We start from the raw sequence: 7,927 nt of genomic DNA, 5'->3' as shown, positions 1-7,927 counted from the left end.
CGGCAACACCGCACCCATCAAAAACAGAAGGGTCCTTTCCGGCTTCCGCCGGAAGGACCCTTCTGTTTCTGCCGAGCACTGCCTCCCAAACGAAAGCAACGCGGGGCCAGATACGGCCCATCAGGGGGCGCCGGATGGGCCGTATCTGACCCCGCGTTGCTCTGGGGCGGGGCGGTCGCGGTTGCAGCCTAGGCGAGGGTGGGACGCTTGGCGCTGTACATTTCCTCGATCACGTTCTCGAAGTCCTTGAGCACCTGGGCCCGCTTGACCTTCATGGAGGGGGTCAGATGTCCGGAGGCCTCGGTGAAGTCGGCCGGCACGATCCGGAAAGACTTGATCGCCTCGGCCTGGGATACGGACTGGTTGGCGTGGTTGATGAGCTCCTGGACCGCGGCCTTGACGGCGGGGTTGACGGCAGCCTCGGCGAGAGGGGTCGAGGCCGGGAGCCCGTGGCGGCCCAGCCAGCCGGGGAGGGCTTCCTCGTCCAGGGTCACCAGGGCGCCGATGAACGGGCGGTTGTCGCCCACCACGAGCACCTGCGAGACGAGCGCGTCGGCCCGGATCTGGTCTTCCAGCAGGGCAGGGACCACGTTCTTGCCGCCGGCCGTGACGATGATTTCCTTCTTGCGCCCGGTGATGGTCAGGAATCCAGCCTCGTCCAGCTGGCCGATGTCGCCGGTGCGGAACCAGCCGTCGTCGTCGAAGGTCGCGGCGGACAGGTCATCGCGCTTGTAGTAGCCGCGCATGACGCACACGCCCTTGGCGAGGATCTCGCCGTCGTCCGCGATCCTGACGGAGTTGCCCGGAATCGGGGCGCCGACGGTGCCAATCTTGATCAGGTCGGGGGTGTTGACCGTGACCGGGGCCGTGGTTTCAGTCAGCCCGTACCCTTCCAGGATCTGCATGCCGATGCCCTGGAAGAAGTGGCCCAGCCGTTCACCGAGCGGGCCGCCGCCTGAAACGGCATGGGAGACGTTCCCGCCCATGGCAGCCCGGAGCTTGCTGTACACGAGCTTGTCGAACACGGCGTGCTTGAGCTTCAGCACGAGCCCGACCTTGCCGGCCTGCCGGGCCCGGGAGAATTCGATGGCGGTATCCGCGGCGCGGTGGAAGATGGCGCCCTTGCCGCCGTCCTCGGCCTTGGTCAGGGCTGAGTTGTAGACCTTCTCGAAAACGCGCGGAACGGCGAGGATAAAGGTCGGTTTGTAGCTCTGCAGATCCGGCAGCAGGTTCTTGATATCCGGGGTGTGCGCCACCGTGACGCCGGCCGCGACTGCCAGCACAGAGATGAAGCGTGCGAAGACGTGGGCCATCGGCAGGAACATGATGGTCCGCGCCTGCTCGTGGACGATCGTGCCCAGCGACGTGACCAGCGCGTTCTCGGACAGTTCCACGAAGTTGCCGTGCGTCAGCTCGCAGCCCTTGGGTCGGCCGGTGGTGCCCGAGGTGTAGATGATCGTGGCGACATCGTTAAGGGACGCCTGGCTGCGGCGTGCCTCAAGCTCGGCATCACTGACGCCGGCTCCGGCCGCACGGACCTCGTCCAGGCTGTCGCCCTCGAGCTGCCAGACATGCCCCAGGGCGGTGAGGCCCTCGGAGGTGGCCGCCTGCCGGATGATGTCCTCGTGGTGCGCCGATTCGCCGAACGCGGCCACGGCGCCGGAATCGCCAAGGTTCCAGGCCACCTGGGAAGGGGAGGAGGTTTCATAGATGGGGACCGAGACGGCGCCGGCGAACCAGATGGCGAAGTCGATCAGGGCCCATTCATACCGGGTGCGGGACATGATGCCCACTCGGTCGCCGGCGGCCACACCGCTGGCCATGAGGCCCTTGGCGAGGGCCGAGACGTCGGCCAGGAATTCGGTGGCGCGGACGTCCTGCCACTGGCCGGCTGCGTCGAGCCGCGAGAACAGCGCGGGGTTGGAGGCCTTGGCCGCCTGGCGCACCACGAGATCGGTGACATTGGTGTCCGGATCGACATTCACCAGGGGCGGGACAATGATTTCTCGCACGACAGCTCCTTTGGTATCCATAGGCCCGCAAGGGGTACCGCTAAGCCTAGTATGCGGCCCCCCGAAGGTGTGTTCTGCGACACCTACTGGCCAGTAACTTTACGGTCGGGACCGCCGTTCCGCCAGTCGGGGCTGCTGCGGACACGTGCGCGGCGCTCTGCTGCCGCGTCATGCGGCCGGGCCTTCGCTGCCGTTGCGGCCCCGGCGAATAGAATGGGGCACCATGCAGACACCAACACCCGGCCGGCAGCCCGGCCTGCGCCGCCGGACCGCCGCCTGGCGAAGCAGGACCCTGGCCGGCGCCGCGGCCGCCACTGCCGGGCACGACCTCCGCTCACACCTGCGGCTGGGCCGCAAGGGCCTGGCGATCGGCGTCGACATCGGGGGAACCAAGGTTGCTGCCGGCGTGGTGGACGCCGAGGGCAGGATCCTCAGCCAGGCCAAACGCTCCACCCCGGGCAACGACCCGCGCGCCGTGGAACAGGTCATCGTCGAACTGGTCGGAGAGCTGGGCGCCGGACACCGGATCTGGTCGGTCGGAATCGGCGCTGCCGGCTGGATGGACCTCGACGGCGGCACTGTCCTCTTCAGCCCGCACCTGGCCTGGCGCAATGAACCGCTGCGCGAGAACCTGCAGCGGCTGCTGCGCCGCCCCGTCCTGCTGACCAACGACGCCGACGCCGCCGCCTGGGCGGAATGGCGCTTCGGCGCCGGACAGGGACAGGACCGTCTGGTCTGCATCACCCTGGGAACCGGAATCGGCGGGGCCATGGTCATGGACGGACGGCTCGAACGCGGCCGCTTCGGTGTGGCGGGGGAGTTCGGCCACCAAATCATCATGCCGGGCGGGCACCGCTGCGAGTGCGGCAACCGCGGCTGCTGGGAACAATACGCCTCGGGCAATGCGCTCGGCCGCGAGGCCAGGGAACTGGCCGCCGCGAATTCCCCGGTTGCCCAGGAACTGCTCAAGGCCGTGGACGGCGACGTGGAACGCATTACGGGCGTGATCGTGACGGAGCTGGCCAAGGCCGGGGACCAGACCTCCCGCGAACTCCTCGAGGACGTCGGGGAATGGCTGGGCCTTGGCCTGGCGAACCTCGCAGCGGCACTGGACCCAGGCAAGTTCGTGATCGGCGGCGGACTCTGCGACGCCGGCGAGCTGCTCGTCGCGCCCGCCCGGAAGGCCTTCGCGCGGAACCTCACCGGCCGCGGCTTCCGCCCCGCGGCGGAGATCGAACTGGCCGCCCTGGGACCCAACGCCGGACTGATCGGCGCCGCCGACCTCTCCCGGGTCAGCAGCCGCATGCACACCCAGTAGCGTGCCTTCCTGGGCCCTGAACCAACCAGCGCGGTGGCTGGCGCCCTGACCGGTGGACTAGATGCGAGCCCCGTCGTCGTGCTCGTCCTTCTCGCCCGGCAGCTTCATGATCAGGAACACCACGGAGGCCGCGAACGCGGCCACCATGCCCACGATCGCCAGCGTCGGGGCCGACCGCCAGAACATCGCCGAGAACACGAGCGCAATCGGGCCGCCCACCGCGCCAATCCAGGCAAGGACGGTCATCGGATCTGCACCGGCCAGGCTGGGCGGCTCCTCCGGGACGAACACGCCATCGTCGTCGTCGGCCTCGTAGTCCCGGGGGCCGGATGCGGTGTCCGGCGCCTCATTGCTGCCCGCGGCCGGGTTCCCCGGGGCGGAGGCGAGCCGCTCCCTGGCGGAAAGTTCGATCGGCGCGACGCCGGCGAGGCCCAGCGGGTCGAAATCGCTGAACGACCTGTTCGCACCGGTGCCGGCGCCGGAGCGAGCGCCGGTGCCGGCGGCGCTGTCCGTTCCGCCGGCCGGGCCGTCAGTTCCCCCAACTGCCTCGTCTCCGCCTTGCCCGACCCCTTCCAGCCTGGCGACGAGATCCAGCCACACGGCGTCGTCATCGGCAAGCGGTGCGGCCGCGGCGGCCGGGTCCTGCGCCTCAGGGGGCGGGGTGGTGCCCGGGCGCTGGAGGCCGGATGCGTCAGCGCCAGGCGACCTGTCGTTTTCTGGGTCAGGGGTCTCGGGGTCAGGGACGCCGGGGTCCGGTTTAGTCATTGGCCGTGTCCTTCCGGCTGGCGCGGGCGGCGCCCGGACCGGCTGCGGCTGCAACATACCGGACAAATTCGGCCGTGCCACGGAAGATCTCGGGCGCGTCGTTGTCCATGGTAGCGACGTGGTAGCTGTTTTCCAGCCGGACCACCTCGAGCGGGGCGTTGGTCAACCCGCGGCGCAGGGCCTCCATGCTGGATTCGGACACCACATGGTCCACCGTGGAACGGTAGACCCGGACCGGAGCCGTGACGCGGGGCAGCAGCCGCACGGTGTCCTTGAACATCTTGTTGAGCTCGTGCGCGGCGGCCACCGGAGTGCGCGGGTAGGCGCACTCGTCCATGCCCGGTTTGAGGATGTCATTGGCGATCGCAGGGGTGCTCTTGAGGACAAACTTCAAGACGCCCGCCAGCGGGGCGCGGGGATCATCGATAACCAGGCCGGGGTTGACCACCACCACCCCCGCCACAGGGCGGGTGGCCGCGATCCGCAACGCGAGGGCGCCGCCCATGGACAGCCCCGCCACGACCACGATGTCGCATTCTTCCGCAAGCTCCAGGTAGGCCGCGTCCAAGGCAGCATGCCAGTCCTGCCACCGGGTCTTGGCCAGCTCCTGCCAGCTCGTTCCGTGCCCCGGCAGCAGGGGCAGCCGGACGGCGAACCCGGCACCGGCCAAGGACAACGCCCAGTCCCGCACACCGTGCGGGCTGCCGGTGAAGCCGTGCGAGACCACGACGCCGGTCCGGGGGATGGTTCCCGTGAACGGGCTGCTGAACGGCGAGTGGTCCGGGAGGATGCTCATGGGGTCTCCGAGGGGGCGCGGGGCGGCGAAATGGCGTGGGCGTGCTGCAGGAAGAAACGCACTGATTCTTCAAAGAGTAGCGGCGCATCGGCGTCCAGGGTGGCAACGTGCCCGCTGTGCGGGAGGGGAACCACCGTGAGTTCCCGGGACCCGAGCCGCCTGCGCAGCAGCGCCAGGGATGACGGCGGGACCACGGCGTCGGTGTCCGACTTGAACACCAGGGCAGGGGCGGAGACGGACGGCAGGTCCCGGAGGGTCGCGGCGAACAGCCGGCGCAACTGGTGGACGGCGGCCAGCGGGGTCACGGAGTAGTCACCGTCGTCGGTGGTGGCCGCCGTGGAATTCTCCTCCTGGATGGGCGTGGTGGTGCGCTGGAAGTACTTGAGCAGTCCCACGATCCGGACCCTGCGGTCATAGAAGCTCAGGCCGGGGTTGACAGCCGCCACGCCGGCCACGCCGTGGCGGGCCGCGGTACGCAGGGCGATCGTGCCGCCCATGGACAGTCCCGCGACGTAGCAGTCATCAGTCCGGCCGGCCAGGTCCAGGTACGCCGTTTCAAAGCTCCTGTACCAGTCCTGCCAGCCCTGCCGGGCGAGGTCCCGCCAGTGGGTGCCGTGCCCGGGCAGAAGCGGTACCGATACGGCGAAGCCCTGGGCGGCGAGGTGGCGGGCCCACGGCAGGACGCTGAGCGGGCTGCCTGTGAAGCCGTGGCAGATGGCCACACCGGTCCGGGCGTTGGGGCCGTGGYCGGGGTAGCTGAAAGCGGCGGGCGCAGGGGGAGTGCTGCTTTCAGTCATGAGCCCATCGTGTCACCCTTAGCGCCAAAACTCACTAGAGTAAGGTGTCCATTGAAGCCTGGCCGGACCCGGTTCGGGCCGCAGGCCAGACGCCTTCCGGAGAGGTTGCCGAGTGTTTTATTGGTTCATGAAGACGTTTGTCCTGGGGCCGGTGCTCAGGCTGCTGTTCCGGCCCTGGGTCAAGGGCCTTGACAACGTCCCTGCTGAGGGCGCCGCGATCCTTGCCTCGAACCACCTCTCCTTCTCGGATTCCATCTTCATGCCGGTCATGGTGCCGCGGCCGGTGGCGTTCCTGGCGAAATCCGAATACTTCACCGGCACCGGGATCAAGGGCAGGCTGACCGCAGCCTTCTTCCGGCTCACCAACCAGCTCCCCATGGACCGGTCCGGGGGCGCTGCGTCCGCGCAGTCGCTGAACGCCGGCATGGACGTGCTCAAGAAGGGTTCCCTCCTGGGCATCTACCCCGAGGGGACCCGGAGCCCCGACGGGCGCCTCTACCGCGGCAAGGTGGGGGTTGCGCGCCTTGCGCTGCAGGCCCGTGTTCCGGTCGTCCCGGTGGCAATGATCGGAACGGACAAAGTCCAGCCGATCGGCAAGCGCGTGCCCAACATCCGCCGCATCGGCATGATCTTTGGCGAACCGCTCGACTTCAGCCGCTACTACGGCATGGAGGATGACCGGCTGATCCAGCGTTCAGTGACCGACGAGATCATGTACGAACTCATGCGCCTCTCCGGCCAGGAATACGTGGATGAGTACGCCGCCGTCGTAAAGCTCCGCCTGGCGGGCAAAGCGCAGGACGCGGCCCCGGACAAAACCCTTGCGGGCCCTGACGCGGTGCAGGATGCGGCCGCCGGCAATACCCCGAACGAAGCCCCAAACACGGCCCCACCGGAAACCCCGAATGAAACCGCTGCCGGGGACGCGGGGCCGGAGGTTCCCGGCCCCGCATGAGCGGGCCACGGGCGCCATATGACGGCAGCCGGGCTGTCAATGACAGGCAGGGCCCCCGAACCTTGATGGGACTACTATCCTTAGATAGTGACCGAGCTATCTGAGAAACCAGTTTCCCCGCTGACCAGCACCGCCCAGAGCGGAGCCGCCAACTATCCCGGACTGGACAACTGGCGGGAGCTCCCGGCCTCGCAGCAGCCCACCTGGTCGGACCCGGCTGTGTTCGAGGCGTCCGTCAAGGAACTTTCCGTCCTCCCGCCCCTCGTGTTCGCCGGCGAAGTGGACATCCTTCGCGAACGGCTCGCCGCCGCCGCGCAGGGCAAGGCGTTCCTGCTCCAGGGCGGCGACTGCGCCGAGACCTTCGAAGCCGCGACGGCGGACAAGATCAGCGCCCGCGTCCGGACCATCCTGCAGATGGCCGTTGTCCTGACCTACGGCGCGGCCATGCCCGTCATCAAGATGGGCCGCATGGCTGGCCAGTTCGCCAAGCCCCGCTCCTCCAACGATGAAACGCGCGAGGGCGTCACCCTGCCGGCCTACCGGGGCGACATCGTCAACGGCTACGATTTCACGCCCGAGTCCCGCGCCCACGACGCCGGCCGGATGCTCAAGGCCTACCACACCTCCGCTTYGACGCTGAACCTGATCCGCGCCTTCACGCAGGGCGGTTTCGCGGACCTGCGCCTGGTGCACCAGTGGAACAAGGGCTTCACCGAGAACCCGGCCCACGCCCGCTACGAGTCCCTGGCCCGGGACATCGACCGCGCCATCAAGTTCATGGCCTCCTGCGGTGCCGATTTCGAGGCCCTGAAGCGGGTGGAATTCTACGCGAGCCACGAGGCCCTGCTGCTGGACTACGAGCGCGCCCTGACCCGCATCGACTCGCGCACGGGGCTGCCCTACGACACCTCCGCGCACTTCCTCTGGATCGGGGAGCGGACCCGCGAGCTGGACCACGCACACGTTGACTTCCTCTCCCGCGTCCGCAACCCGATCGGCGTCAAGCTCGGCCCGTCGACCAGCGGCGACGACGCCCTGCGCCTGATCGACAAGCTGGATCCGAACCGGGAGCCCGGCCGGCTCACCTTCATCACCCGCATGGGTGCGGGCAACATCCGCGAGAAGCTGCCGGCGATCGTCGAGCGCGTCACCGCTTCCGGGGCCCAGGTCCTTTGGGTCACCGACCCCATGCACGGGAATACGGTCACCTCGCCCAACGGCTACAAGACCCGCAATTTCGACGACGTCATTGATGAAGTGCGCGGATTCTTCGAAGTCCACCAC

General features: G+C 68.5%; 7 protein-coding genes. 3 read left to right on the top strand and 4 right to left on the bottom strand.

The genetic code is table 11. The features are described 5' to 3' along the window. Positions 1 to 188: 188 nt before the first annotated feature. Positions 189 to 2,012 (bottom strand): AMP-dependent synthetase/ligase, encoded by a 1,824-nt coding sequence (locus AC1D1S_RS17305; protein WP_243179542.1) that lies wholly within the window; start codon positions 2,010 to 2,012, stop codon positions 189 to 191. 223 nt (positions 2,013 to 2,235) lie between these two features. Here AC1D1S_RS17305 and AC1D1S_RS17300 point away from each other — a divergent pair, with 223 nt between their 5' ends. Continuing rightward, on the top strand, positions 2,236 to 3,330 hold the full coding sequence (locus AC1D1S_RS17300) for an ROK family glucokinase (RefSeq protein ID WP_476943432.1): 1,095 nt from the start codon (positions 2,236 to 2,238) through the stop codon (positions 3,328 to 3,330). A 57-nt stretch (positions 3,331 to 3,387) separates the two neighbouring features. Here AC1D1S_RS17300 and AC1D1S_RS17295 read toward each other — a convergent pair whose 3' ends face one another. The 3 genes from AC1D1S_RS17295 to AC1D1S_RS17285 are packed head-to-tail and all read right to left on the bottom strand — an operon-like array spanning position 3,388 to position 5,688. After that, on the bottom strand, positions 3,388 to 4,095 hold the full coding sequence (locus AC1D1S_RS17295; protein ID WP_476995025.1) for a hypothetical protein: 708 nt from the start codon (positions 4,093 to 4,095) through the stop codon (positions 3,388 to 3,390). Then, positions 4,088 to 4,891, bottom strand: coding sequence for an alpha/beta hydrolase (locus AC1D1S_RS17290; RefSeq protein WP_476945396.1), 804 nt, complete (start codon positions 4,889 to 4,891; stop codon positions 4,088 to 4,090). The genes AC1D1S_RS17295 and AC1D1S_RS17290 overlap by 8 nt, the downstream gene beginning before the upstream one ends. Beyond that, positions 4,888 to 5,688, bottom strand: coding sequence for an alpha/beta hydrolase (locus AC1D1S_RS17285; protein ID WP_476995024.1), 801 nt, complete (start codon positions 5,686 to 5,688; stop codon positions 4,888 to 4,890). Before AC1D1S_RS17285 ends, AC1D1S_RS17290 begins: the two co-directional genes overlap by 4 nt. A 112-nt stretch (positions 5,689 to 5,800) precedes the next feature. On the opposite strand from AC1D1S_RS17285, the gene AC1D1S_RS17280 reads away from it, so the two are divergent. Then, positions 5,801 to 6,643 carry a lysophospholipid acyltransferase family protein gene (locus AC1D1S_RS17280; RefSeq protein ID WP_243179537.1) on the top strand — a complete coding sequence of 281 codons (843 nt, stop codon included), beginning with the start codon at positions 5,801 to 5,803 and terminating at the stop codon, positions 6,641 to 6,643. Between the two features lie 84 nt (positions 6,644 to 6,727). Next, positions 6,728 to 7,927, top strand: a 1,200-nt coding sequence (locus AC1D1S_RS17275) for a 3-deoxy-7-phosphoheptulonate synthase class II (protein ID WP_476995026.1), incomplete at its 3' end; no start/stop codon positions are given.

It is taken from the genome of Arthrobacter sp. P1_A5, from assembly GCF_056406825.1.
This window is presented reverse-complemented; position numbering and strand designations above follow the sequence as displayed.